The 24146-nt window shown below is 41.9% G+C and carries 20 protein-coding genes and 1 tRNA gene; 17 read left to right on the top strand and 4 right to left on the bottom strand.

What is annotated here, in order from left to right; translation table 11 throughout:
• Positions 1-4 precede the first annotated feature (4 nt).
• Positions 5-2368 (bottom strand): TonB-dependent receptor, encoded by a 2364-nt coding sequence (locus BM156_RS16985; protein ID WP_093921100.1) that lies wholly within the window; start codon positions 2366-2368, stop codon positions 5-7.
• Between the two features lie 464 nt (positions 2369-2832).
• Here BM156_RS16985 and BM156_RS16980 point away from each other — a divergent pair, with 464 nt between their 5' ends.
• Entirely contained in the window at positions 2833-4941 is a 2109-nt protein-coding gene (locus BM156_RS16980) for a M3 family metallopeptidase (RefSeq protein ID WP_093921099.1), read from the top strand.
• Positions 4942-5085: 144 nt separating this feature from the next.
• The gene (locus BM156_RS16975; protein ID WP_093921098.1) at positions 5086-5997 is read left to right on the top strand and encodes a DMT family transporter; all 912 of its coding nucleotides are present in this window, start codon (positions 5086-5088) and stop codon (positions 5995-5997) included.
• 98 nt (positions 5998-6095) lie between these two features.
• Here BM156_RS16975 and BM156_RS16970 read toward each other — a convergent pair.
• Positions 6096-6169: transfer RNA gene (locus BM156_RS16970), tRNA-His, on the bottom strand.
• Between the two features lie 99 nt (positions 6170-6268).
• Between BM156_RS16970 and BM156_RS16965 the strand changes: the two genes are divergently transcribed.
• From BM156_RS16965 to lon, 15 genes are all read left to right on the top strand, one after another.
• Positions 6269-6829, top strand: a complete 561-nt coding sequence (locus BM156_RS16965; protein WP_093921097.1) for a molybdenum cofactor guanylyltransferase — start codon at positions 6269-6271, stop codon at positions 6827-6829.
• 214 nt (positions 6830-7043) lie between these two features.
• Positions 7044-9287 carry a molybdopterin-containing oxidoreductase family protein gene (locus BM156_RS16960; RefSeq protein ID WP_093921096.1) on the top strand — a complete coding sequence of 748 codons (2244 nt, stop codon included), beginning with the start codon at positions 7044-7046 and terminating at the stop codon, positions 9285-9287.
• Positions 9284-9817, top strand: coding sequence for a 4Fe-4S dicluster domain-containing protein (locus BM156_RS16955; RefSeq protein ID WP_170846993.1), 534 nt, complete (start codon positions 9284-9286; stop codon positions 9815-9817). Before BM156_RS16960 ends, BM156_RS16955 begins: the two co-directional genes overlap by 4 nt.
• A 10-nt stretch (positions 9818-9827) precedes the next feature.
• Positions 9828-10769 carry an NrfD/PsrC family molybdoenzyme membrane anchor subunit gene (nrfD, locus tag BM156_RS16950; protein ID WP_093921094.1) on the top strand — a complete coding sequence of 314 codons (942 nt, stop codon included), beginning with the start codon at positions 9828-9830 and terminating at the stop codon, positions 10767-10769.
• Between the two features lie 42 nt (positions 10770-10811).
• Positions 10812-11327, top strand: a complete 516-nt coding sequence (locus tag BM156_RS16945; protein WP_093921093.1) for a YeeE/YedE thiosulfate transporter family protein — start codon at positions 10812-10814, stop codon at positions 11325-11327.
• A 43-nt stretch (positions 11328-11370) separates the two neighbouring features.
• Positions 11371-11976: a YeeE/YedE thiosulfate transporter family protein gene (locus BM156_RS16940; RefSeq protein WP_093921092.1), complete on the top strand. Its 606-nt coding sequence runs from the start codon at positions 11371-11373 to the stop codon at positions 11974-11976.
• Between the two features lie 49 nt (positions 11977-12025).
• The gene (locus BM156_RS16935) at positions 12026-12649 is read left to right on the top strand and encodes a rhodanese-like domain-containing protein (RefSeq protein ID WP_093921091.1); all 624 of its coding nucleotides are present in this window, start codon (positions 12026-12028) and stop codon (positions 12647-12649) included.
• A 149-nt stretch (positions 12650-12798) separates the two neighbouring features.
• Positions 12799-14103: a lipopolysaccharide biosynthesis protein gene (locus tag BM156_RS16930; RefSeq protein WP_093921090.1), complete on the top strand. Its 1305-nt coding sequence runs from the start codon at positions 12799-12801 to the stop codon at positions 14101-14103.
• Between the two features lies 1 nt (position 14104).
• The gene (locus BM156_RS16925; RefSeq protein WP_093921089.1) at positions 14105-14785 is read left to right on the top strand and encodes a DNA alkylation repair protein; all 681 of its coding nucleotides are present in this window, start codon (positions 14105-14107) and stop codon (positions 14783-14785) included.
• 110 nt (positions 14786-14895) lie between these two features.
• On the top strand, positions 14896-15669 hold the full coding sequence (locus tag BM156_RS16920; protein ID WP_093921088.1) for a Bax inhibitor-1/YccA family protein: 774 nt from the start codon (positions 14896-14898) through the stop codon (positions 15667-15669).
• A gap of 282 nt (positions 15670-15951) precedes the next feature.
• Positions 15952-17118 (top strand): hypothetical protein, encoded by a 1167-nt coding sequence (locus BM156_RS16915; RefSeq protein WP_093921087.1) that lies wholly within the window; start codon positions 15952-15954, stop codon positions 17116-17118.
• A gap of 61 nt (positions 17119-17179) precedes the next feature.
• Entirely contained in the window at positions 17180-18355 is a 1176-nt protein-coding gene (locus tag BM156_RS16910) for an N-acetyltransferase (protein WP_093921086.1), read from the top strand.
• 80 nt (positions 18356-18435) lie between these two features.
• The gene (locus tag BM156_RS16905) at positions 18436-18699 is read left to right on the top strand and encodes a type B 50S ribosomal protein L31 (RefSeq protein ID WP_093921085.1); all 264 of its coding nucleotides are present in this window, start codon (positions 18436-18438) and stop codon (positions 18697-18699) included.
• A gap of 77 nt (positions 18700-18776) precedes the next feature.
• The gene (locus BM156_RS16900) at positions 18777-19961 is read left to right on the top strand and encodes a GlmU family protein (RefSeq protein WP_093921084.1); all 1185 of its coding nucleotides are present in this window, start codon (positions 18777-18779) and stop codon (positions 19959-19961) included.
• A 103-nt stretch (positions 19962-20064) separates the two neighbouring features.
• Positions 20065-22494 carry an endopeptidase La gene (lon, locus tag BM156_RS16895; protein ID WP_093921083.1) on the top strand — a complete coding sequence of 810 codons (2430 nt, stop codon included), beginning with the start codon at positions 20065-20067 and terminating at the stop codon, positions 22492-22494.
• A gap of 7 nt (positions 22495-22501) precedes the next feature.
• Here lon and BM156_RS16890 read toward each other — a convergent pair whose 3' ends face one another.
• Both BM156_RS16890 and BM156_RS16885 read right to left on the bottom strand, forming a co-directional pair.
• Positions 22502-23269 (bottom strand): LytR/AlgR family response regulator transcription factor, encoded by a 768-nt coding sequence (locus tag BM156_RS16890; protein ID WP_093921082.1) that lies wholly within the window; start codon positions 23267-23269, stop codon positions 22502-22504.
• Positions 23269-24024 carry a LytR/AlgR family response regulator transcription factor gene (locus BM156_RS16885; protein WP_093921081.1) on the bottom strand — a complete coding sequence of 252 codons (756 nt, stop codon included), beginning with the start codon at positions 24022-24024 and terminating at the stop codon, positions 23269-23271. Before BM156_RS16885 ends, BM156_RS16890 begins: the two co-directional genes overlap by 1 nt.
• Between the last annotated feature and the right edge of the window lie 122 nt (positions 24025-24146).

Here is a 24146-nt window from a genome sequence, read left to right as displayed (position 1 = left end):
CGGTTTAAAATTTGAAACTGTACGAAATAGATGGGATGATTGGGAAAAGGCTGAATTGTTTCAAAACTTTTCGGCTGCTTGTGTAGGTTTGTTCATTATCGAAATAAACAAAGAATGGATTTTGTCGGGAGTAAGCATTGTACAGGCTAACATTCCAGGTTCTGATGCCGTGTTTTTTTTGCTTGTGAAAGTTAAAGCCAATATCCATGCGGTGATAAGCAGGCATTCGATAGTTATTTCGCTCGCCATAATATTCATAGCCTCCAGTTATGTAGGGGGTATTGGGAATTTGAGGACTGATGACTTTTTGGGTGGGAATGGTCACGGCATTTCCGGTGCCATATACCCAAGTAAACCCAATGTCAAAGCGATCCGAAAAGCGGTGAGTCATCACAAAGCTCAGGTCGTGTCGACGATCGTATCGGGCGCTAAACTTTTCTCCCCAATTGATATTTTCAAATTGACGATCGGACCATGACAGCGTGTAGCCGAGCCAACCTGTCGTTTTTCCGGTTGTTTTCTGTAGCAGGAGTTCGGCTCCGTATGACCAGCCTTTGCCCATTTCTACTTTGTCCTCCCAGCCTGTTGAGACCCCAATAAAAGAGGCGCCTTCTTTGTATTCCAGAAGGTTGTCCATGGTTTTGTAGAAGCCTTCTGCGCTAAGTTCAATTCCTTTTTTGACTTGATAAACTGCTCCCAAGGCAAATTGGTGGGAGTGTTGTGGTCTGATTCGCTTGGTGGTGGGTAGCCAAAGATCGGTTGGAAGTTCGATGGTTGCCGTTGAAAGCAAGTGAATGTATTGATCCATTTTTGAGTAGGCAGCTTTGATGGCCAATCGGTCATTGGCCATGTATTTGGCAGATAGGCGAGGTTGAATGGAACCATACATTTTTCCTTCTACACCAAAAGCTGAAGCGTGCAAGCCAACATTGACCGAAAAAATTGGAGAAATTTCGATGTTGTCTTCGATGTAAGCATAGAGCTCATGTGCGGTGATGTTGGCGTTTCCGTAGGTGGTGTCGATTGGGGAAGTGTAGTCTGCTTTTTCTTTGTGGACCATGATTCCCGGTTTGAAGGTGTGATTGGTATAGCTTGCTCCAAATTTTACTCGATGTTGTGGGTTGGGGTAATAGTCAAAATCAATTTTGGCTCCCAAGTCCTCAATTCCCGATTTGTAATTAAGCTGATAGCTATCTCCTTTTTCGGCAGTCGACAGGTTTAAGGATGAGGTTCTTTCTTCAATGTCAAACACATAATTGCTATAGGTCAGTGTTGTGTTTGCAAAAAGCTTATTTGTTATCAGGTAGTTCCATCGAAGGGCTGTTGTGGTGTTTCCCCAGTCAAGATGAAAGCGATCATTGTGTCTCCATGATTCGTTGTCCCAGTTTGAGGTATAGTCATATTTTGAAGATGCGCGGTCTTTCCCGGTGTAGGCACTCAGGTAGAGCTTGCTTCTGTCCGAAAATTTATGAGTTATTTTCATGTTTAAGTCATGAAAGAAATAACCTCCGCCTTCTTCTCCCTCAGAACTTGCTTTGATGAGAGGACGGGCAATGAGATCAGCGTAAGTTCGACGGGCTGAAAAGTTGAAGGTGGTTTTATCTTTTACCAATGGTCCTTCTAAGTTAAGTTTAGAAGAGATGAGTCCAATGGAGAAGTTTCCGTGTAGCTTTTGGCTATTGCCATCTTTCATCCGGATATCGACAACCGATGATAAGCGACCTCCAAAGCGGGCTGGAAATCCACCTTTGTAGAGTGATACGGACTTAATCGCATCAGGATTGAAAACCGAAAAGAAACCAAAAAGATGGTTGGCGTTGTAAATCGGCACATCATCCAATAAAATTAGATTTTGATCTGGTCCTCCTCCGCGAACGTACAGACCACTTGCGCCTTCGGTTCCCGATTGTACGCCGGGAAGCAGCTGAATTGTTTTAATGATATCTGCTTCACCCAGAAAGGCAGGCAAGCTTTTAACTTTGTCCATGGTGATGTTTTCTCTACTCATTTGGGAGCTGGCCAGCTTGCTTTCGCCTTGTTGCCCGATAATGGTAATTTCTTCCAACTCCTGCTGTGCGGACAGTTGAAAGTTGATCACGGTGTCAGTCGCCAGGTTAAGTTCAATGGTTTGCGCTTGGTAGCCAACATAAGAGCAGGAGAGGGTGTGCTTCCCGGTTGGTAGGGTCAAACTGTAGAAACCATAATTGTTTGAGATCGTTCCGATCAATTTTTCGGAGCTATAAACCGATGCATTGATGAGATGTTCTCCACTTGAACGGTCGGAAGTGTAGCCTCTAAGGGTAACTGTTTGGGCAAAGGAAACTCCCGATAGTAGACTTAAAAAGAGTAGTGTAAAGATTTTATTCATGTTTTGGGAATTGAAAAGTGTTAATACATAAAGATGATCTAGCCCTGCTTCATCGAACCCTTCAGAATCAAAAGATAATCTATTGCAAACATAATATGCATTGTTGTTCTGTAGTATTAAAAAGTATTAAGGATAATTAATTTTACTTTTCAATTACTAATTTTTGTAAAATAGTTTTAGAGGAGGTTAAAACGGGCGCAAATATAGTCATGGAATCTTTTTCCATATCATCTTAATTGGATTTTTCTTCTCAATGAATCTAGGCTGCAATGGATTCTCGTTGTATAACTAGGCGCTTGGAGCAGGAGATTACTGATATATCAATGAGCTGCTATGCATTGGGAAATGCGACTCCTTGTTTATCGAATGAGCTGTTTTGGCAATATTCTAACATTTATCAGTAAAAACAGTCATTGTTTTTGTTATTTTTCACCCCAAATATTCAAAAAATAACCCATTAGAACATGAAAAAAATTAGTCCGGTTTTAATCCTGGCTCTGGCTTTATTTGTTTCGTGTAATTCATCAAAAGAGACAAAAACTGCTATGACAAATCCATTTTTGAAGCCTTATGAGACGCCTTTCGAGGTTCCTCCGTTTAATGAGATTGAAATTGAACATTATCTGCCAGCTGTTGCTGAAGGCATTGAGCAACAGCAAGAGGAGATTGAAGCAATTACCTCAAATGCAGAAGACCCTACTTTTGAAAATACGATTTTAGCACTGGATCATTCAGGTATTTTGCTTAATCGGGTGACGACTGTTTTTTCTAACCTGAATTCGGCGAATACCAATCCAGACATGCAGGCTTTAGCCCGTGAAATTACTCCGAAAGTAACTGCACACAGCGATAACATCATGCTGAATTCGGCTTTGTTTAAGCGTGTAAAAGCAGTTTATGATAAGCGCGCGAGCCTTAACTTAAATCATGAGCAATTGCGTTTGGTTGAAAAATTCTACAAAGATTTTGAGCGCAATGGAGCTAATTTGTCAGCTGAAGATCAAGAAAAACTTCGTGGGTTAAACCAGGAGTTATCTAATCTTAGCTTGAAATTTGGCGAGAACCTGTTGGCCGAAACCAATAAAAACTTCCGTTTGGTTATTGAAGATGAGGCTGACTTGAGTGGTTTGCCAGAGGGTGTTGTTGCTGCAGCGGCTGAAGAAGCTGAAAAAGCAGAAATGAGTGGAAAGTGGGTTTTCACTCTGCAAAAGCCAAGTCTGATTCCATTTTTGCAATATGCAGATAACCGCGATTTGCGTGAGGAGATTTATCGTGGCTATTTCATGCGTGGAAATAACGATAATGAATTCGACAACAAAGAGGTGTTGGCCAAAATGGTTGAGTTGCGCGATGAAAGAGCAAAGCTTTTGGGCTACACCAATCATGCTGCATACATTATTGACAACAACATGGCTAAAACGCCTGAAAATGTATATGACTTCTTGCAAAAACTTTGGACCCCAGCTTTGGAGGTTGCCAAAAAAGAGCGTGATGAAATGCAGGCCATCATTAACCGCGAAGGTGGTAAATTTGAGTTGAAGTCATGGGACTGGTGGTACTATGCTGAAAAACTACGCAAAGAAAAATATGACTTGGATGAATCAGAGATCAAGCCTTATTTTAGCTTAGATAACGTTCGTGAAGGTGTTTTCTACGTTTGTAACCAACTTTACGGGATTCAGTTCGAACGTCGTGAAGATATTCCGGTTTATCACCCCGAGGCTGAAGCTTGGGAAGTAAAAGAAGCTGATGGTTCGCATGTTGGTGTTTTGTACATGGACTTCCATCCGCGCGATGGAAAACGAGTTGGTGCATGGAATACTGGTTATCGTCGTCAGGCCTATGAAGAAGGTAAAAAGATTTATCCGGTAACTTCAATCGTGTGTAACTTTACTCGTCCGGCAGGAGATGCCCCAGCCTTGTTGAACTTTGATGAAGTGCAAACGTTCTTCCATGAGTTTGGACATGCTCTACACGGACTGTTCACAGATGGTCCATACCGCAGGACTGCAGGTCGTGTGCCACGTGACTTTGTGGAACTTCCATCTCAGATTATGGAGAATTGGGCTGCCGAGCCTGAAGTGTTAAAAGTCTATGCTAAACACTACCAAACAGGAGAAGCTATTCCTGATGCACTAGTTCAAAAGCTGGTGAATAGCGGACATTTCAATCAAGGATTTGCTACTGTTGAGTATTTGGCAGCTTCTCTGTTGGATATGGATTGGCACACACAACCATTTAATGGTGATGTGTTGGCTTTTGAGAAAACATCGATGGATCGTTTTGGTTTGATTGATGAAATCATTCCTCGCTATCGGAGTACTTATTTCTCACATATTTTCGCTGGTGGTTATTCTGCTGGTTATTATGTGTATATCTGGGCAGGCGTATTGGATACGGATGCCTTTGCTGCATTTAAAGAGTCAGGCGATCTGTTTAATCCTGAATTGGCCGCTAAATTTCGTACCTTATTAGCCAAATCAGGCTCTGACGAAGGAATGACGATTTACCGTAACTTCCGTGGTCAGGATCCTTCAACAGAATATTTACTGGAGAAACGTGGATTGAAGTAATACCAATTTTATCTCGATAAAAGACAGCCTTGCAATTTATTATATTGCGGGGCTGTTTTGCGTTGAGTAAGGGCTACTCAGAAAGCGCTTTTAACTAGTTGAAATGAGAGATTAATCAAATAATACCTTGTTACGAAGATTACGATGAATGCACATATAAAAAGTCACCTAAAACTGCACATGGTTGTTTTTATTTACGGATTTACAGCCATTCTTGGGAAGTTAATTGTTTTGCCAGCCGTTGAAATGGTTTGGTATCGGATGTTGATTGCTTTTCTGGCTTTAGGTGTTTATCTGGGATGGAAGAAACGATCAATTGCTTATCCTAAAGAGGCGATTGTTCGTTTTTTTGGAGTTGGGCTTGTGGTTGCCTTTCATTGGATCACCTTTTTTCACGCAGTGAAAATTTCCAATGTTTCAGTTACCCTGGGCTGTTTGGCTTCAACAACTTTGTTTACCAGTATTCTGGAGCCTTTGATCACCCGACGCCGGTTTGTTTGGTTTGAACTGATTATTGGGTTGGTGATGATTATGGGCTTATACCTGATTTTTCAATTCGAGTTTCAATACAAATGGGGAATTATAACGGCACTGACTTCAGCTTTTCTAGCTGGATTATTTACAGTGCTCAATAAGACTTTCATTGGGAAGTACCGTCCGGATGTGATCAGCTTTTATGAGATGGGAAGTGGATTTATTGGAATTACGGTTTTTATGCTTCTTTCCGGAGGTTTTGCTTCGGGACTTCCGGTGGCAAGTGCTATTGACTGGGCTTGGTTACTTATTTTGGGTATCGTTTGTACGGCCTATGCCTACGTAGTATCAGTTGAGGTCATGAAGGAACTATCAGCCTATGTTGTGGTGTTAACGATTAATATGGAGCCTGTTTATGGCATTGTAATGGCTTATTTCATCTTTAAGGATTCAGAATATATGTCGGCAGGCTTTTATGCCGGGACGGCTATTGTGTTGTCAGCTGTCTTTTTGTATCCTTTTGTGTTGAGGAAATGGCGACAGTTGGCCGAAAGACGGGCGAAACGGGAACTTGTTTCGTGAATTTTTTTCAATCTTCTCGATTGTGAAAGAATGATAAAAAAGGCTAACTTGCTGGAAATAAAAAAGCTTCACTCAAGATTGAGTGAAGCTTTTTGTTGGGTGGATGATGGGATTCGAACCCACGACCCCTGGAACCACAATCCAGTGCTCTAACCGGCTGAGCTACAACCACCGTATTGCTTTGGTTATGCAAAGCGGGTGCAAATATAACATTTTTATTTCTTCTCAAATAAAAAAATGACATTTTTGAATAAAAATTTTCATTAAAAAAATGGCGCTATCAGGAATCATATTGGCAGGAGGTAAGAGCTCAAGAATGGGGCAGGATAAGGGATTGGTTGATTTTCAGGGGAAAAGGATGGTTGAGTATGCGATTGACTTGTTGAATCCCTATTGTGATGAATTATTGATTAGTATAAACCAACCAGGATACGAAAATTTTGGTTTGAAGTTGGTGGCGGATCAATATCCCAATTTTGGACCAATTGGCGGCTTGCATGCCTCCTTAAAAGAGGCAAAAAATGAGTGGAGTTTGGTGCTTGGTTGTGATATGCCATTTTTGACTCCGGAATTTATTGAGCTGTTAATAAGCAAGCAAACTGATACCAGTGGGGTGATTCCTATACATGAGCGAGGCATTGAACCCATGGCTGCGATGTACCATAATCGCTTGGTGCCGCAGTTAGAGACTCATATTTTGAAGGGGAGCTTGAAGCTGCAGCAAGTATTCCTAGAGCTACCCGTTTCTTTTGTTGATGTCACTGACTTGTTGAAGCAGTTGCCCAAGCTGTTTGGTAACCTGAATCATCCTTCCGATTTAAAATCCCGTTAATTTTCTTAGAATAGATTTAAATTGAACCTACGTTTTATTTGTAGTAAGTCTAAATAAAGACTTGTCATTTCTTTTTAGCTTGGAATACAGTAATTTATAGATTGATGTAGCGGGGGATTATTTCCCTCATATCGAAGCGTATCGATATATTGATATTCCGACATATTTCGATATGGAGAATTCTGTATGTTTGTGTAACTAAAATTCTAAAGAGATGGCACAAAAACGTCGTGATTTTATAAAAATTTCCTCTTTAAGTGCTGCCGGACTAATCTTTGGTGCTCAGCAATTGCGTTCTGCAATTCCGCCTTACTCCCAAACCGAACTTGGCGATTTTGGTCCTTTAAGTAGTCAACGGACTCCAACTTATTGTGAAGTTTGTTTTTGGAAGTGTGCTGGCTGGGTTTATAAAAACCAGGAGGGAGCAATTCAAAAAGTTGTAGGGAATGATAATGATTCGAATTGCAATGGAAGGCTTTGTCCACGCGGAACGGGTGGAGTAGGGATGTATTATGATGAAGATCGCCTGAAAAATCCATTGATTCGGGTGAAAGGAAAAGATGGGAAGCAAACTTTTAGGGAAGCCTCGTGGGATGAGGCGCTTGATGTTGTTGCAAAAGGCTTGCAAAAGGTGAAGGAAGAGCATGGAGCTGAGTGTACAGCCTTGTTAACCCACGGTTCTGGGGGGCATTATTTTGGTACCTTGCTGAAAGCTTTTGGCTCAACCAATATTGCGGCGCCATCTTATGCACAATGCCGAGGTCCACGTGAAGTCGGGTTTATAGCAACCTTTGGAGAAGGCTTGAACTCTCCGGAGCCAACGGATATTCGGGATACACGCTGCCTGGTGTTGATCGGTTCTCACCTGGGGGAGAATATGCACAATGGACAAGTGCAGGAAATGTCTGATGCCATCGACAAAGGAGCTTCTATTATCACGGTTGACCCTCGTTTTTCAACGGTGGCCAGTAAATCTAAATTTTGGTTACCCATTAAGCCCGCTACCGACATTGCCTTGCTGTTAACCTGGATTCATGAGATTATCGAGAATGAGTGGTATGATAAGGATTATGTCGAGCGTTATACTTATGGTCTTGATTTGCTGAAAGCGCATGTTAAAAACTATACGCCGGAGTGGGCATACGGAATTACGACAATTAAACCAGAGGTGATTCGGGAAACAGCCCGGGAAATGGCCAATGCAGCTCCTTCTGTTATAATTCATCCCGGACGACATGTTACCTGGTATGGAGATGATACGCAGCGTTTACGCGCTGTGGCAATTCTTAATGCTTTGCTAGGCTCTTGGGGACGCCGGGGAGGTTTTTATGTGCCAGAGAAAGCATCGGTTCCAAGTTATCCACATCCTGAGTTTCCTAAGCCACAACGTACCTGGCGCGATGCGATGGGAGGAAAATACAAACTGGCTGATTTAGCTTTGGCTTCCGGTGTGTGTGATGCCACGATTCCCTCTCCTGATTTGAATTGCAGTATCAAAGCGTGGATTGTAAACGGAACCAACCTGATCATGACTTTGCCAGATCAAAGGAAAACAATTGAGGCAATCCAAAACCTGGATTTTATGGTGGTCGTTGACACCATGCCAATGGAAATTACGGGGTATGCAGATGTGGTTTTGCCTGAATGTACTTACCTGGAGCGTTGGGATGATTTGCGCGTTGTTCAGGGGCGGGAACCTAATATCGCATTACGTATGCCTGCGGCAGAGCCGAAATACAATACCAAACCAGCTTACTGGATGGCTAAAAAACTAGCTGATAAAATGGGGTTGGGTGATTATTTTGCCTGGAACAGCATGGAAGAAATGCTGGACTGGCAGTTGAAAGAAGTTGGTTCTTCGCTGGAGGAAATGAAACGGATTGGTGTTAAAAATCTACCGCGCGAGTATGGTGCCCTGTATTTCCGGGATGGTGAAGAGATTGAATTCAATACAAATACGGGTAAAATAGAGTTGTATTCCACGGCTTTGGCAGCCGAAGGCTTCGACCCAATGCCTAAATATACGCCACATATGGAACCACCAGCTGGGTATTATCACTTGAATTATGGGCGGGCGCCACAGCATACTTTCAGCCGAACTTCAAATAATCCAAATCTAACAGACTTGATGGATGAAAATACCCTTTGGGTGAACCCGAAGGTTGCCAAAGAATGGGGCTTGAAAAATGGACAACCGGTTTATTTGGAGAATCAGGATGGAGTCGTGTCTGATTTTCCAATCAAAGTGCGGGTGACAGAACGTACGCGTTTTGATTCGGTTTACATGGTTCATGGCTTTGGGCATGCCAATAAAAAGCTTAGCCGGGCCTTTGGAAAAGGGGCTAGTGATTCGCAATTAATCACACGGGTGCTGGTTGACCCCATTATGGGCGGAACCGGTATGCGGGGCAATTTTGTGACTTTTCGTTTTGAGAAAGAAAGTGAGGTGAAATCATGAGATATGCAATGGCTATTGATACCAAGAAGTGTGTTGGTTGTGGCGACTGTGTGGTGGCCTGCCAGACCGAGAATAATGTTCCCATCGGGTATTGTCGCGACTGGATCGTTGAAGTAACCGATGGAACTTATCCTCAGTTGGAAATTGAAATTCGCTCGGAACGATGCAATCATTGTGATAACTCACCATGTGTGCGCTGTTGCCCAACGGGAGCTAGTCACTACATCGAAGGAGGAATCGTGAAAGTTACGCCTCACAAATGTATCGGATGTGGCGCTTGTATCGCCAGCTGTCCGTATGATGCGCGTTATTCTCACCCCGATGGCTATGTGGATAAATGTACTTTCTGCGACCATCGGATTAAGCAGGGACAGCAACCGGCCTGTGTGGCCGTGTGTCCTACCAAATGCATGTACTTTGGCGATTTGGATGATCCGAATAGTGATGTCTCCAATGTATTGAAGAAGAGAAAATATAAAACCTTGATTCCGGAAGCCGGAACGAAACCACAGGTTTACTACCTAATTTAAATCCAAACAGATGAGAGAAGAACTAATAACCAGCGGGCGCATGAACCCGAACATTGATCCTCACTTGGAAATTTGGCATTGGCACATTCCGCTTTACCTGTTTTTGGGTGGTTTGGCTGCAGGTATTTTGTTTTTTGCTGCCTTGTACGTCATTCTGGGTATGGAGAGTAAATATGCAGGAGCTGTTCGTCGGGCACCAATTATTGTACCTTTCCTTTTGGTAATCGGATTGGCAGCTTTGTTTCTTGATTTGAGACACAAACTGTATTTCTGGCAACTGTACACCACCATCAAGCTGCAATCGCCCATGTCGTGGGGAGCCTGGACTTTAATGGGAATCACCCCGATTTCCGTGATTTGGGTGGCCATTCATATCCAGGAGTATTTCCCAAAGTGGGAATGGAAGAATGTTATTCTGAAAGATCTGAATGCATTTTTTCTGAAAAATAAACTGGCATTGGCTTGGGTGACAATTGTATTGTCGGTTATTCTGGGAATTTATACCGGAATCTTGTTTTCAGCATTTAATGCTCGGCCGTTATGGAACACTTCGATTTTGGGACCGTTGTTTTTAGCCTCAGGTTTATCGGCAGGAGCAGCAACCATCATTCTGTTTGCACGCTCAAAAGAAGAGCGGCTTCTTTTTGCCCGGATCGATATTTTGCTGATTGTGATCGAACTCTTTTTGATCATTCACATGTTTATGGGCTTTAAAGCGAGTACTCAGGTACAAATTGACGCGGTCAATATGTTTTTAGGTGGCCAGTACACAGCTCCGTTCTGGATTTTTGTAGTGGTACTGGGCATGTTAGTACCAGCATTACTTGAATTTTTGGAGCTTCGGCACAAAAAAATTCCGGTGGTATTGCCGGTTGCTTTGGTTTTGTTTGGAAGTCTGATGCTTCGATTTATTATCGCCTATGCCGGGCAGATGAGCCGTTGGCTCTATTGATATTAGAGGATAAAACGAAAAAAAAACTAAAAATATAAACGAATGAAAGAAGCAAGAAAATACATGAATCCATACCTCGGTGGTGTTTTGCTGGGGCTGGTTTTGATTGTTGCCTTTTGGGTGTCAGGACGTGGATTGGGAGCCAGTGGAGCCCCAAAATCAGTATTGGTAGCCGGTATGCAGGTTGTTGCTCCTGAGCATACCGAGAATACGGCTTTTTATAAGGAATATTTGGCAGGGCATGAACACCCGCTAAAGTCCTGGTTGGTTTTTGAGATGCTGGGGGTTCTGGTTGGTGGCTTTTTGTCAGGTGCTTTGGCCGGAAGGTTGAACTTTAAAGTTGAAAAAGGACCGAATGTGACCAATAAAGTACGGATTGTTTTTGCGGTAATCGGTGGAATTTTGTTTGGTTTTGGTTCGCAGTTGGGACGTGGGTGTACCAGTGGTTCTGCACTTACCGGAATGTCGGTCTTGTCGGTTGGCGGTTTTGTAACAATGGCTGCAATTTTCGGGACAGCTTTCGGATTGGCCTATTTTGCCCGCAAACTCTGGCTGTAGGTGTTGATTAATCAGAAATCAATTAACAGTAAAAAATTAAATTATGGGACCACTAATTGTAAACGAAATAATTTCAGCAAATACGAATTTACTTATAGCCTTTTTTATTGGAATTGGCTTTGGCTTTGTACTTGAGTCCAATGGCTTTTCATCAAGCCGCCGGCTGGCGGGGATGTTTTATGGATACGACACAACGGTGTTGAAAGTATTTTTCACTGCGGCCGTTACGGCAAGCATTGGCTTGTTGTTTATGAGCTTGTTTGGTTGGATCGACCTGAGCTTTATTTATATCAACCCGACCTTCTTGTGGTCAGCCATTGGCGGAGGCGTTGTAATGGGAGCAGGATTTATACTGGGCGGTTATTGTCCGGGAACGTCATTTTGTGCAGCTGCTATCGGGAAGTTAGATGCCTTGGCTTTTATTGGCGGAATTTTTATTGGGATTTTGATTTTCATGGAAGGCTATCCGTTATGGGAGAATTTTTACAAAGCCAAGTTCATGGGAAGTCCACTGCTTAGCGATTGGTTAAATATCTCTCGTGGATTGCTGGCTTTCCTGATTGCTTTAGTGGCGTTGGGAATGTTTTGGGTTGGTGAATGGGCGGAAAAGAAATTTGCCCGTGAAGACTATGAAATCAATCAACGTTAGTTGGATTGTTTGAAGTTTGAATGAAAACTGAAACTTAAAATTAAAGAAGATGAGACCAAGATTGATATTAGCAAGTGTTATTATTCCGTTAGGGCTGATTATTGCTGCAGTCCCGGAAAACACCACCAAGCCGTACAAATTGACGGCAGAACAACTTTTAAACGAACTTAAGACTGATCAGCAGTTTGTTCATCCTGATCAGGTGGCCGATATGTTAATTCAGAAAGATCCGTCGCTGCAATTGATTGATGTGCGTAGCAGCGCCGAGTTTGAGAAATTCAGCTTGCCCGGTGCGATCAATGTTCCACTGGAAAATCTGCTTTCTGAGGATTACGAATATTACCTGAATCAGGATATTAAATTGAATGTATTTTACTCGAATGGTTCAACGGCAGCCAATGAGGCATGGATGATTGCCCGACAGTTGGGGTATAAGAACAACTATGTGTTGCGAGGCGGACTTAATTTTTGGGTGGAAACCATCATGAATCCACAAAAACCGGCTGAAACAAGTCCAAATGAAGAACTTGCCCGCTACGATTTCAGAAAAGCAGCCAGCTCTGCCTTGGGGGGAGGAGGAGCGATTGCCCCTGCAGCCGAAGTCGATGTGCCCGCTGCAAAACCACCAATCATTAAAAGAAAAAAGAAAAAGACCGTCCAGGGAGGATGTTAAGAGCTATGAGAAGAGAGCTGTCATTTATGATGGCTCTTTTTTTTGGTCGTATTTATCGTAGTAAATTGTCGGTTTTAAGCCTCAGGACAGATAAGGATGAAGCGGGTTTTGTTGTTTGGCGTTTGCTATTTATGTTTTAGATTTGGTCAATGAATTTGAAACTGACTTCCATCTCTTCTTTGCAGTTGTTTCAGTTGATGCGCTTTGGAACCTTCATCTTGATTGGGATTATTTTTACCAAAACGCAGTTAAGTACTGAAGCAATTGGCGAGTACGAACAATTTTTGTTCTTGGCAGGAGGTGTGAGCTTTTTCTGGTTGAATGGATTAATCCGAAGTTTACTTTCAATTGCTAACGAGTCGCGAGAGGATCATGCCTCTCCGATTTTTAACGCTTTTTTATTGATCAGTGCTTTAAGTGTGTTGGTAATAATCGCTTTAGCACTGGGAAGTCGTTTGTTTGGTGAGCAACTTCTTGGAGAAGCAACTGGTCCTTATCTGCCATTGTTGTTGGCATATCTGTTTTTTAGTGTCCCTGCCAATTTGGTTGAGTACTTCTTTTTGCTAAAAAAACAGCCCGGACGGATTTTGAGGTACGGAGTCATCAGTTTTTTGTTGATGCTGATTTTAGTGAGCCTTCCTCCGGTAATCGGATTCGATATTCAGTGGTCTTTATATGGTTTGCTAGGAGTTGCTGTCGGTCGCTATGGCTATTTGCTGGTGTTGCTTTTGCGGGCTGGGGAGAATCGGTATTCGGCTTCATTCATGCAAAAACATTGGCAAGTTGCTTTGCCTTTAATTTTTTCGGCTTTGCTGAGTGGTTCAGCACAATATGTTGATGGCTTTATTGTGACTTCTTATTTTGATGAGGCAACATTTGCCGTATTTCGATATGGTGCGCGTGAGCTCCCTTTGGTCGTTTTGCTGGCCAATGCGTTTAGTAACGCTTTGTTGCCGGAGTTTTCGGATAAGGGACGATTAGTAGAGAACTTAAGTCGAATCAAGAGCGAGTCACTGCGGTTAAGCAATGTGTTGTTTCCGCTTTCTGCAGTGATGTTGCTGTGTAGTCATGCTCTTTTTCCGGTAGTTTTTAATGCGGGTTTTGCAGCTAGTGCCACGATTTTTAATGTGTATATCTTGTTAACTATAAGTCGTTTGTTGTTTCCTCAAACCATTTTGATTGGTTTGCAAAAAACGAGGATGATCGCTTGGGCTTCGGCTGGAGAATTATTGTTGAATGTGTGTTTGAGCTTGTGGTTTGTTCAGCTTTGGGGCATTGTCGGAGTGGCTTATGCTACGGTGGTGGCCTATCTTTTTGAAAAATTATTTTTGGCCGTAGTGGTGAAGCAATCCCTTAACATCGGCATAACAAAATACCAGAATTGTTTCAGGCACTTAATCTATTCCTTACTTTTGTTAGCTCTTTTTATTATCGTTGAATTTGTAATGTATTAAAATGGATATACTTATTGATGATCCCGTTGTGGATGGCCAGTTTCGGGAGATTTTGGCACGTATTCGAAGACTGAAAAATGGTGAAACAGTTGCTCAAATGAAAGCATTGGGTTTGGTGTATCGCATTAACTGGGGAGCCTCAATTATTTCCTTACGCGATTTGGCGAAAAAGTACGAACGAAATCATTTGCTAGCCTTAAAACTGTGGAATAAACAATGGCGCGAAAGCATGATTATGGCGACCCTGTTGGATGATCCGAAACTGGTGACAGAAGAACAGTTGGATTTTTGGACCAAAAGTTTTGTTGCCACCGAAATTGCAGAGCAGGCGGTTGCTAATTTATTTGTTCACTCCAAATTTGCTTATGCCAAAGCTTTGGAATGGTGTCGCGGAAAGAAGCATATGGTTCGGTATACTGGGATCCATTTGATGGGGCGCTTGGCGATGGTTGACAAAAAGGCAATCGATGAAATGTTTGATCCTTTCTTTGAAGTTATTGCTCCTTTAATTAAAGATCCGGAATTAGCACAGGTTTTTTACCGTAGCTTTTTAATTGTTGCTAACCGAAGCGATGAACTTAAGCAAAAGTGTATCTTGTTTTTGCAAGAAGCTACCGAGTTTGAAGAAGAACAGGCCCGGAAAATGGGCAAGGTGCTTTTGGATGACTTGGCTGAACTTTAGTTTTTGCTGGGTGTTTTTGAAACAAGTACAAAATGGCAGAACCAATTATTTGGTACAGTTTTTATAGGTACTGACCTGAACAATTAAACAACAATTTAAAATTGAAAACTATGAATTTGACAAAATCATCAAACCCGGTTTTGGGGCAATCTGCTTTCAGTAAGGTACAAGCCGGCACACAGGCAGATGTAATGACCGTTGAAGGAGCTGTGAATAAAACGGGACTGATGTTTCTTATACTAGCCTTTGCGGCGGCTTTCACTTGGCGAAAATTCTTTGGAGTTTTTGATTATGGATCTCCGGAAGGAGCCTTTTCAGCTGTCGCTCCATGGGTGATCGGTGGAGGAATTGGCGGTTTTATTATAGCAATGGTTACTGTATTTAGCCCACGCTATTCGAATATTACAGCACCTATTTACGCTGTATTGGAAGGCCTTTTCTTGGGAGGAATTTCTGCTTTTTTTGAAGTACAATATCCCGGCTTGGTTATGCGTGCCGTTGCCTTAACTTTTGGCGTGTTTTTTATTATGCTTTTCTTGTTCCGTTCTGGGAAAATTAGAGCAACAGGAAAGTTCAGAATGGCTGTGTTGGCGGCAACCGGAGGTATTGCACTGGTTTATTTTATCAGTTTTATTGCCGGATTGTTTGGAGCTAGCTTTGGCTTTTTACACGGGAACAGCTTACTCAGCATCGGTTTTAGCTTGGTGGTAGTAGGTATTGCAGCGTTAAACTTAATTCTCGATTTCGACTTTATTCAACGTGGAGCTGATTCACGTGCTCCCAAAATTATGGAGTGGTATGGTGCTTTTGGCCTGATAGTTACCTTGGTTTGGTTATACATCGAGATTCTACGTTTATTGTCAAAAGTAGCGAGTAGAGATTAAACGTTATTAATGCGGGAATCAACTTTGTCTAAAAGTTTGTTGTCTTTTGTAATGGGTTGATTGTTAGTTGGTTTTTTTGTTGTTTGGGTGGAGTGTTGTGGTAACTTACTTGTGCCCAGTTTTATTGTAACTATCTGATGGTCTGAAACTCGAAAATCTAATGATCGATTGAAGTTGACAACCGTTAAATCATATTTAAAATCCAGCAGGGGCTTTGGTCCCTGTTTTTATTTTGTTTTTAGAAGTATTATTTTCGATGCTTTCTAATCAAGATCAAAGTTAATGCAGTTAGTAGAGGTTACCGACAAAAAGCTGGTGGATGTTTTTCATCAGGTTCCATATGCTATATATAAAGATGATGAGAACTGGATTCCGCCGCTTCGGATGATGATTGAAGATATATTCAATCCAAAAAAGAACAATACCCTGAAAAAGGGAAATGCTTGCCGATGGGTGATTTACAAGGAAGGAAAAGCTGTTGGGCGAATTGCTGCTTTTCATACATCTGGTTATGCCGGACAATTTGAGCAGCTGACAGGAGGAGTCGGCTTTTTTGAGAGTATTGATGATCAGGAGGTCGCAACTGCGTTGTTTGATGTTGCCCGCGACTGGTTGAAAAAAGAGGGCATGGAGGCGATGGACGGCCCAATCAATATTGGCGAAAACTTTTTCAATTGGGGCTTGCTGGTTGATGGTTTTATGCCCCAGGGATTTGGAATGAATTATCATCCGCCATACTACGAAAAGCTTTGGATGGACTACGGCTTTCAGATTTATTATCGTCAGTTTAGTTATCATCTTAATATTACAAGCCCTGATTTGCCGCAGCGGTTTTGGAAAATTGCCGCGTGGATGGCTAAAAAACCAGGCTATCGGTTTGAACAGTTTCGGTTTAAGAACAGTGAAAAGTATATCAACGACTTTATCACTATTTATGATAAGGCATGGAAAAAGCACGATAATTACAAGCAAATTGATCCGCAGGATTTGCGCGATATGATTAACCAGTCGAAAATGATTCTGGAAGAAGATTTTATCTGGTTTGTCTATCACGATGATGAGCCGATTGCTTTTTTCATGATGGTCCCCGATATCAATCAATTAATTCGCTATTTCCCGAATGGACGGTTGAATTTTTGGAAGATGCTAAAAATGATTTACCTGAAGCGGAAGAAGGTGATTAATCGTTGCCGGGTATTGGTCATGGGAGTTGTTCCGAAATTTCAAAAATCTGGAATTGAGTCTGCCATTTTTTACCAGCTACGTCAAGTATTACTAAAGAAAGACTGGTATAACGAAATGGAGTTGAGTTGGGTTGGAGATTTTAATCCAAAGATGATTTCCATTTTTGAAGCAGTGGGAGGAAAGCGGGCGAAAACCCATTTGACCTTGAGATATTTGTTTGATCGACAAAAGGATTTTAAACGATCGTCAATTATTGAAGGTTGATTTTGAATGCCTCAGTTAATAGAATATTGTCGTATCTTGTCACGCAAAACAATTAAGCGCCATGCAACTAAAAACAGTGAATAACGCGGAAACGAAGAAGCTTTTTCATAAGCTTCCGCATCTCATTTATAAAAACGATAAAAATTGGGCTGCTCCACTCGAGATGATGGTGGAGAATACATTTAGCCCGCAGAAAAATCCGTCATTTCAACACGGCGAGGCCATTCGTTGGGTTGTCGTTGACGACCAAAACAAGCCAATTGGACGAATTGCAGCTTTTGTGAACTACGATAAAGCCAAGACTTTTGAGCAACCGACAGGTGGCTGTGGCTTCTTTGAAAGCATTGACGATCAGGAGGTCGCTAATTTGTTATTTGATACCGCTCGCGATTGGTTGAAGGAGCGTGGTATGGAAGCCATGGACGGCCCCGTTAACTTTGGTGAAAATTACATGAATTGGGGCCTGCTGGTCGATGGTTTCATGCCTCAAGGATATGGTATGCCTTATAATGCAAAATATTATCAGAAGCTATTTGAAAACTACGGGTTTAAAGTGTATTTTGAGCAATATAGTTATCACTTGGATTACACGGTGCCATTCCCTGAGCGATTTTGGAAAATTGCTGGTTGGGTTGCTCAAAAACCCGGCTACAGTTTTAAGCATTTTGATATCAACAATTCTGAAAAATTTATTAAAGATTTTTGTCACATTTATGACGAAGCTTGGCGGTTTCATGAGCATTTCAATCCATTAGATCCCCAAGACCTGCGCGACTTTCTTAAAGATTCGAAGGCGGTGCTTGACCAGGAGATGATTTGGTTTGCTTATCACGATGATGAGCCGATTGCGCTATTTGTGATGATTCCTGATATTAACCAAATTTTACAGCGGCTGAATGGTAAGTTGAATTTTATCAACATGCTGAAGTTTCTGTATTACAAAAAGACAAAAGTAATTAACCGAACTCGTATTCTGATCATGGGAGTTGTACCCAAGTATCAACGGTCTGGAGTTGAGTCTGCTATCTTTTGGCATCAAGAGAAGTTGATGAAGAAGAAGCCACAATATACAGAAATAGAATTGTCATGGGCTGGTGATTTCAATCCTAAAATTGTAGCTTTGTACCAATCAGTAGGAGGGAAGCATGTAAAAACCCACTATACCATGCGTTATCTTTTTGATCGAACCAAGCCATTTCAGCGTGCTCCAATTATTGGAGCTGAAAAAGATCAATAAAAAAAGAAAAAGCTTTGGAAATTAAGAAAGTGTATATATCTTTGCAACCCGATTGAAATAATGTTGAAAAAGAATCAGCAATGAAAAAAGAAATACATCCGGAAAATTATCGCTTAGTAGCGTTTAAAGATATGTCAAATGGCCAGGTTTATTTGACTAAATCAACCGTTAACACAAAAGAAACTGAAGTGGTTGACGGAGTTGAGTATCCATTGGTGAAAGTTGAGATCTCAAGTAGTTCTCACCCGTTCTATACCGGTAAAATGAAACTTGTTGATACTGCAGGACGTGTTGACAAATTCATGAACCGCTATAAAAAGCATATGGAGAACAAAAAGAAGTAATTCTTAAGTTACCTACGATATATAAGCTTCGCTATTTGCGAAGCTTTTTTTTTGCCTAGTTTTGTAAAAACCTTGTTATGAATATCATTCTTTTTGATGGTTCTCACCGAGATAATCTGCTGCCGCTATGCTTTACGCGTCCGGTTGCTGAGCTTAGGACTGGTGTGTTAACCATACGCGAAAAGTGGGAGCATCGTTTAGCGGGCAATTACTCGTGGCATACCGAAGATTACCTTCAATATAAATTTCCTCAAAAGACAGCTGATAAAAATCTGTTAATTAGTGCACATGTGTGTCCTATAAACTCTTTGGTAGAGCGAGTGAAGATCCTGAAGCCCGGAGAAGGTATTCGCTGGCAAGGGCATCCGGTGGCTTTATTGATTGAGCAAGCTGTTGATTTTGACTTGGAGCTATTGGATGGAAAAGTCACGTGGACTGATTTTGAGGGGGAGCTTGACTATGTCGAGTTTCCATGGGACTTGGTGCGCATGAATGCTCGGCAAATTCAGCTTGACTTTGATTTGCTGACCAGTGGACGTGAGTCCGAGCCGATAAGTTTGACCAATCAACTGATTCATCCAGAGAATATTTTTGTTGAGCCAGGCGTGAAGATGGAGTGTTGTACGATCAATGCATCAGAAGGGCCTGTGTATATTGCTGCAGATGCAGAGGTGATGGAAGGATCCTTAATTCGAGGTCCTTTTTCATTGGGAGAACATGCTGTGGTGAATATGGGAACCCGGATTTACGGTGGAACAACTGTTGGTCCCTATTCAAAGGTTGGCGGCGAGCTGAGTCAGTCTATTTTAATCGGTTATTCTAATAAAGGACATGACGGTTTTCTGGGGCATTCTGTGCTTGGCGAATGGTGTAACTTGGGAGCTGGAACCAACGTTTCAAATTTGAAGAATACCTATGATGAGGTAAAGGTTTGGAACTATCCGTCCGGGCGATTTGTCCGTTCTGGCTTGCAGTTTGGCGGCTTAATAATGGGAGATCATTCCAAAGCCGGCTTAAATTCGATGTTTAATACCGGAACTGTTGTTGGGGTGGCTTGTAATATTCATGGAAGTGGTTTTCCGCGCCAGTTTGTTCCTTCGTTTGCTGATGGTGGAGTGGCTGGCTTTAAGCTGCATCAGCTGAAAAGTGTATTTACAACCGCCAAACGAGTGATGGAACGTCGCCAGCTAGCATTGACCGAGCTTGATGAGCAAATTCTGACAGCTGTTTTTGAACGCACGGCTGCTTTTCGTCGATTTTAGGTCGTGAGTGGCGCCTTTGGCATGGCTATTGCCTAACTATAGGCCTGATTTTATTTTGGCGTTTTTACGCCAGTTTGTCACATTGAAGAAGAAAGAGAAAACAATGGGTAAAAATAAAGGACAATTGTTGAAAGATATCATATTTACAGGGTTAGGGGATGACGATTCAGAACTTATCCCGATTATTGCAGATGGAAATGAAGAGGAACTGAAAAATTTTCAGGCACCAGATATACTGCCAATATTACCGCTTCGAAATACGGTTCTATTTCCGGGCGTTGTGTTGCCAATTACGGTTGGTCGTCAAAAATCATTGAAGTTAATTCAGGATGTTTTTCGTGGCGATCGCTTGTTGGGGACAGTCACTCAGAAAGATGGAAGCATTGAGGATCCGGAAAAGAATGATTTGTACCAAGTTGGAACTGTTGCACAAATCCTGAAGATTCTGGAAATGCCTGATGGATCTACTTCGGTAATTATTCAAGGGAAACGTCGTTTTGAAGTAACAGAATACCTGGAGGAGTTCCCTTATTTTCGAGCTCAGGTGAATTTGTTGGATGAAATTTTACCAACTGATAACAGTGCCGAATTTAATGCCGTTGTTGGATCGTTGAAGGATCTTTCGATCAAAGTAGCACAATACTCAAGTAATGTGCCGCCAGAGGCTACTTTTGCCGTAAAAAATATTGAAAACTCCACTTTTCTAATCAACTTTATTTGTTCGAATACTGATTTGGAAGTTAAGGAAAAGCAGAGCTTGCTGGAGATTGCTGATGTTCGTGAACGCGGGATTCAGGCCATTTCGTACTTGGTAAAAGAAGTGCAGATGCTTGAGCTTAAACGTGACATTCAGTCGAAGGTGAAAACAGACTTGGATCAGCAGCAGCGTGAGTTTTTGCTGAACCAGCAGATGAAAACGATTCAGGACGAGCTTGGCGGAAATCCCATTGAACAAGAAATCAATGAGATGAAGGAGGCTGCCAAAGAGAAAAAGTGGAGCGAGGAAGTTGGTGCATTCTTTGAGAAGGAAGTGAATAAACTGCATCGATTGAATCCGGCTGCAGGAGAATACTCGGTACAGTTTGCATACTGCCAGACGTTGTTGGAGCTTCCTTGGAATGAATATACCGAGGATAATTTCGATCTGAAACATGCCGAGAAAGTGCTTGATGAAGACCACTATGGTTTGGAGAAAGTGAAGGAGCGTATCCTTGAGCACTTAGCTGTGTTGAAGTTGAAGCGAGATATGAAGGCACCGATCTTGTGTCTTTATGGCCCTCCCGGAGTTGGAAAAACGTCACTGGGTAAATCTATTGCTCGTGCATTGAATCGTCAGTACATTCGAATGAGTCTTGGTGGATTGCACGATGAAGCAGAGATTCGTGGACACCGAAAAACATACATAGGAGCGATGCCAGGCCGTATCCTTCAAAATATTAAAAAAGCAAAATCATCGAACCCGGTTTTTATTCTGGATGAGATTGATAAAGTCTCTAAAGATTTTCATGGCGATCCAGCTTCAGCATTGCTTGAAGTGCTTGATCCGGAGCAAAACGCTGAATTCCATGATAACTACGTTGAGTTGGATTACGACTTGTCGAAGGTGATGTTTGTTGCAACAGCGAATACCTTGAGCACAATTGCTCCTCCATTGCGTGACCGCTTGGAGTTGATTGATGTTAGCGGATACATTGTTGAGGAGAAGATTGAGATTGCTAAACGTCACTTGATTCCGAAACAACTGGAAACCCATGGTGTAAAGAAAGGGCAGCTTAGCTTTTCTAAAGAGGTGTTGGAGCACATTGTTGAAAATTACACTCGTGAGTCTGGCGTTCGGGAGTTGAATAAGAAGTTGGCAAAGGTTGTTCGCCGAATTGCAAAAAAAATTGCTTTCGAGGAGCCATTCAATAAGAAACTGACTAAGGAAGATATTCGCGAATATTTAGGTGTTGTGGAATACAGTCGTGAAAGTTACCAGGGGAATGAGATTCCAGGTGTAGTGACTGGCTTAGCTTGGACTGCTCATGGTGGCGAAATTCTCTTTGTGGAGTCGAGCTTGAGTTCGGGGAAAGGTGGATTAACCTTGACTGGAAACTTGGGAGAGGTTATGAAAGAGTCAGCAATGCTGGCGCTGGAATACTTAAAATCGCACCGAGAAGAACTGGGATTGGAACAGGATGTTTTTGAGCAAAATAACTTCCATGTCCACGTACCGGAAGGTGCAATTCCTAAGGATGGCCCTTCGGCTGGGGTGACCATGGTTACTTCGTTGGCATCAGCCATGTCGAAAAGAAAAGTACGCAAAAATATTGCCATGACAGGTGAGATCACCTTGCGTGGCAAGGTGTTGCCGGTTGGTGGAATTAAAGAAAAAATATTAGCAGCCAAGCGTGCCGGAATTAAGGAAATCCTTCTATCTGATGATAACCGGAAAGACTTGGAAGAAATTAAGGATGTTTACCTGAAGGGCTTGAAGTTCCATTTTGTCAAGACAATCAGCGATGTGCTTGATTTCGCTTTGCTGAAGCGTTAGGCAAGAATCAGGTTATTGGATAGCAATCGAGTTTCTCGAAGAACGAAAGTGTCGTGCGGTTCAATTGCTCTTCAATAACAATATCTTGATGGGTTAAAACACAAAGTCGGTTTTTGCGATCAATCCGTCGCAGGTATTGCAGGTTGATATAGGAAGACCGGCTAGCTCTTACCATATTGGGAGAGTCAACCAATTCCAAAATATTCTGCATCATGTGAGTGACCAGCTCAACACTTCCGTTTGACAGGAAGATGTAGCAATGGTTGATTTGAGACTGGATCATCATGATCTCATCTGGATTGATAAATACAATTCCTGATTTTGTGTTAAGCTTAATCTTAGCTATTGGCCGGTTGTTGCGGACAAAAATGTCCATGCTTCGTTCAAGTTCCTTCTTCTTATCCCGGGCTTTGTAGCGGTTGATTACTGAAATCAACTCTTCTGGACCAAATGGCTTAACCAAATAATCCAATGGTTGTAAATCCAGCGACTTGAAAGCATATTTGCTATGTGCAGTTGTAAAAACAATTTCGGTATTCAGCTGATTTTCCTTGATGGCTTCAGCCACTTCCAGACCATTCACCTCGGGCATATCGATATCTAAAAATACGATATCTGGCATCTTTTTGATGAGCAGTTTTATGCCCTGCTTGGGGTTTAACGTCTTGTCAATAACCTCAATTTCACGAAAAGCTTTGAGATAGATCTCAAGCAGCGACAGAGCTTCCTCGTCATCTTCAATGATAATAGCTGTTATGGTCTTTTCTGGCAGCATCACTTGTTGATTTCAATCTTACAAAGTTCTCTAATTTGTTTTTTAGAACCATAGAGTTTGACCTCTTTTTTTCCAGCAATTAAAATACAGGAATAATCGCTGCGGTTTGCACGCCACAGTTTGTCCAGGTTTATCAAGATCGAACGGCCAATTCTAAAGAATTTATATTCGCTGAGGATTTCGCTAATGCGCCCAATGTTGTTACTGGATAGTTCAATTTCTCCATTATCCATATGGATGTGCGTGTAGGAGCCTTGTGCTTCGCAGTATACAATTTCTTTGGGGTCAATAAGCGTATGGCTGTTGTTTGACGAAATGCGTAGCTTGGTTTCTTGCTTGTATTGATCGAAAATGGCATTCAGTTCTGTCGAAACATGCTCCTCTTTTCGCTTGATGATCGCTTCGATTGCTTTGTTTAGTTTGCGTGGACCAATGGGTTTTAGAATGAAATCATACACTTCATTTCGAATGGCTTCGATGGCCATGTCACGATATGCGCTAACAATAACAATATTGGTGTTTAGTTTTTGCTTTTTTACCAAACTAATAAATTCCATTCCATTCTTTCCGGGCATAATTAAATCCAGAAAAACAATATCAGGGCGCAACTCAAGGAACTTAAAGAGTGCAGATTCAGTATTGTCTGCTTCATCCACAATCGCAATTTCTTTATGCTCTTTGAGCATGTATCTCAACAGATCACGCGCTTCTTTCTCATCATCCACGATTAAAGCAGTAAGCTTCTTATTTGTCATAGCTAATCTTTACTTACACAAAATTATCAAAAAAAAGCAAAGTCAGTTTTCTTTTGCTTCGGAAAAACCGATAGCTCATCATGCTTTAAAATAGGTTCGACCATTTTGGCACAAGCTTTAAA

Source organism: Sunxiuqinia elliptica (genome assembly GCF_900113005.1).
Taxonomy (GTDB): Bacteria; Bacteroidota; Bacteroidia; order Bacteroidales; family Prolixibacteraceae; genus Sunxiuqinia; species Sunxiuqinia elliptica.
The sequence above is the reverse complement of the archived record's forward strand: the minus strand, read 5'-3'. Positions and strand labels throughout refer to the sequence as shown.

Coding starts and splice junctions, on each gene's coding strand:
- BM156_RS16985 (WP_093921100.1), bottom strand. CDS start 2,368: ATGAATAAAATCTTTACACTACTCTTTTTAAGTCTACTATCGGGAGTT.
- BM156_RS16980 (WP_093921099.1), top strand. CDS start 2,833: ATGAAAAAAATTAGTCCGGTTTTAATCCTGGCTCTGGCTTTATTTGTT.
- BM156_RS16975 (WP_093921098.1), top strand. CDS start 5,086: ATGAATGCACATATAAAAAGTCACCTAAAACTGCACATGGTTGTTTTT.
- BM156_RS16965 (WP_093921097.1), top strand. CDS start 6,269: ATGGCGCTATCAGGAATCATATTGGCAGGAGGTAAGAGCTCAAGAATG.
- BM156_RS16960 (WP_093921096.1), top strand. CDS start 7,044: ATGGCACAAAAACGTCGTGATTTTATAAAAATTTCCTCTTTAAGTGCT.
- BM156_RS16955 (WP_170846993.1), top strand. CDS start 9,284: ATGAGATATGCAATGGCTATTGATACCAAGAAGTGTGTTGGTTGTGGC.
- nrfD (WP_093921094.1), top strand. CDS start 9,828: ATGAGAGAAGAACTAATAACCAGCGGGCGCATGAACCCGAACATTGAT.
- BM156_RS16945 (WP_093921093.1), top strand. CDS start 10,812: ATGAAAGAAGCAAGAAAATACATGAATCCATACCTCGGTGGTGTTTTG.
- BM156_RS16940 (WP_093921092.1), top strand. CDS start 11,371: ATGGGACCACTAATTGTAAACGAAATAATTTCAGCAAATACGAATTTA.
- BM156_RS16935 (WP_093921091.1), top strand. CDS start 12,026: ATGAGACCAAGATTGATATTAGCAAGTGTTATTATTCCGTTAGGGCTG.
- BM156_RS16930 (WP_093921090.1), top strand. CDS start 12,799: ATGAATTTGAAACTGACTTCCATCTCTTCTTTGCAGTTGTTTCAGTTG.
- BM156_RS16925 (WP_093921089.1), top strand. CDS start 14,105: ATGGATATACTTATTGATGATCCCGTTGTGGATGGCCAGTTTCGGGAG.
- BM156_RS16920 (WP_093921088.1), top strand. CDS start 14,896: ATGAATTTGACAAAATCATCAAACCCGGTTTTGGGGCAATCTGCTTTC.
- BM156_RS16915 (WP_093921087.1), top strand. CDS start 15,952: ATGCAGTTAGTAGAGGTTACCGACAAAAAGCTGGTGGATGTTTTTCAT.
- BM156_RS16910 (WP_093921086.1), top strand. CDS start 17,180: ATGCAACTAAAAACAGTGAATAACGCGGAAACGAAGAAGCTTTTTCAT.
- BM156_RS16905 (WP_093921085.1), top strand. CDS start 18,436: ATGAAAAAAGAAATACATCCGGAAAATTATCGCTTAGTAGCGTTTAAA.
- BM156_RS16900 (WP_093921084.1), top strand. CDS start 18,777: ATGAATATCATTCTTTTTGATGGTTCTCACCGAGATAATCTGCTGCCG.
- lon (WP_093921083.1), top strand. CDS start 20,065: ATGGGTAAAAATAAAGGACAATTGTTGAAAGATATCATATTTACAGGG.
- BM156_RS16890 (WP_093921082.1), bottom strand. CDS start 23,269: ATGCTGCCAGAAAAGACCATAACAGCTATTATCATTGAAGATGACGAG.
- BM156_RS16885 (WP_093921081.1), bottom strand. CDS start 24,024: ATGACAAATAAGAAGCTTACTGCTTTAATCGTGGATGATGAGAAAGAA.